Source organism: Moorena sp. SIO4G3 (assembly GCF_010692305.1).
Lineage (GTDB): Bacteria > Cyanobacteriota > Cyanobacteriia > Cyanobacteriales > Coleofasciculaceae > Moorena > Moorena producens_A.
Genome location: NZ_JAAHIG010000693.1, coordinates 1 through 1,900, shown reverse-complemented (window position 1 = coordinate 1,900; position 1,900 = coordinate 1). Strand labels below are relative to the sequence as shown.

The 1,900-nt window shown below is 37.4% G+C and carries 1 protein-coding gene; it reads right to left on the bottom strand.

All coding sequences use genetic code 11. The features are described 5' to 3' along the window. Positions 1 to 214 precede the first annotated feature (214 nt). Positions 215 to 1,588 (bottom strand): IS4 family transposase, encoded by a 1,374-nt coding sequence (locus F6J99_RS44645; RefSeq protein WP_293123771.1) that lies wholly within the window; start codon positions 1,586 to 1,588, stop codon positions 215 to 217. Positions 1,589 to 1,900: the final 312 nt, after the last annotated feature.

Sequence of the window (1,900 nt, the reverse complement as noted above, 5' to 3'; positions counted from 1 at the left end):
CCTATGCTTTATAAACATATTTCTTTACAAAAAACTTGACAAATTTTAGGAATTATGAATGGTCAATAAATAGATATTTATTGACTTGACAAAGCTGAATTAAACAAGTAGGAATATAGCAATTCATACCGATTAGTAAAGGCCGAGGGGGGACTGATCAGCTTTGCAATCGGTTAATAGTCTTTATTATGGTTATGTAGCCTCTTCTTACGATCTAAGATTCATCAAAAAAAGAATTATGACAAAATAGCCAAGTACGGGCAATATCATCTAATCTTCTTAAACCACGCCAAAGAGTTTTAACTCCAGGAGCGCCATCATATTTTCGCCCCAAGAAACCTCCCAATTGTGCAATCCAACCAATAACTTCTCCTAAAGTAGGAGGACGAGTAAAGGGATATTTTTTTTCATGAATAGTAGCGTAAAGAGCTTGCCATTCATAAGGTTCTAAAACTACAGAACAATCCGTTTTAGGATGACAACGAGCTTGATACGTAAGCCAAAGTAAACGCCAAGCCACAATCGAGTAAGTTGCCAAAGCCATCTCTAAACGTCGAGCAGTTCTTAATTGAAGTTTTTCCAGACCACAACCACTTTTTAGAGTATAGTGATAACGTTCGATTAGCCAACGATAACTATACCATTTAACATAACGAATTACCTGGGAGCAATTACTAATTGGTAAATTCGTCAGTAACAACCAACTAATTGGCTCTTCTGGCAATGGTGGGTCTTCTTCTACCGCTAAAATGACTTGTAAGTTGATGGCTGCTAAGTGTTTTGGCCATGGACGATTTTGAGGCGCTTTAATAGTTAAACTGGTAAACCTAATAGTTAATTTAGCACGACGAGCTTTCCGATTTAAATTGCGTTTTAATTCTACAATTAGTTCTCCCTGAGGCTGAACTTTTTCTAGGGCTTCTTTTAAGTGTTGATCAGAGTCCATTAAACATCTGTTTTGAGTAGCTCTAATCAAAAAAGCTGACTCCAAACTACTACAGGCAGCAAATAAATCATAAAAATCGGCTTCTCTATCGGCAATAGTCACGACTTTTTGACCAGAAGTAATTAACTCTTTTGTTGCCCTTAACCCCAATAACCATTTATTACTTTCCTTGGAATTAGTTGGTTTTTGATGACGGGTTGACGCTTTTCCTAATTCTAATATGTTTCTTGCCCATACTTGTTGGTTTATCAGTCCTAAGGGAATTCCTTCTGTGGTCACTGCTATAGTCGAGTGTACTTTCAAACCGCGTGAATATTTACTATCAAGATATCCCATTCCTTGAGTAGCTGGATGATTAGTATAATTCAATTCTGTTGTATCCTGAATAGCTAAGATCCAATCCTGTTCTGTAATTCTTTTTAGAGTCGAATCGATGTGAGCTTGTCTAATCTGTTCTGGTTTTATATATGGAGAGTCCCAAAAGTCATAAGTGGCTTTGGTGGCTGCCCAAGTCCCGCAGGCTTCTGGCACAGTTGCTGACGATTTTTTAGATAGATTATCTACGATGATGATTAATCTTTTGGTTCGTCGAACATCTCCCAATTGAGCATTTTTTAATTCGGCTGTAGCCCACCCTGACATCAACTTTATCCTATACATTTGCTTTCATATTCTAATATGAAGAGAGGATCAATTTCGTGATATCTACCCCTATCACGCATACCCGAGGGTACCCTGATCATCAAAATTATCTCCTGATCAATGTCAACTAAATTAACATGATTCCCCCAAAATCCCCTCGTGCCTATCACGATTTTTCGCTCCTTTTTGGCAAAAGGCTTTCCCTATACAAACTGAGCGAGAACCTGGGACGTCAAGTTTTTTGCTCACACTAATCATATAAAGTGATTTTTGTCAAGTTTTTTGTAAAGAAATATGTTTATAAAGCATAGC

Excerpts from the sequence above, each read along its gene's own strand:
- F6J99_RS44645 (WP_293123771.1), bottom strand. The coding sequence starts at position 1,588 with ATGTCAGGGTGGGCTACAGCCGAATTAAAAAATGCTCAATTGGGAGAT.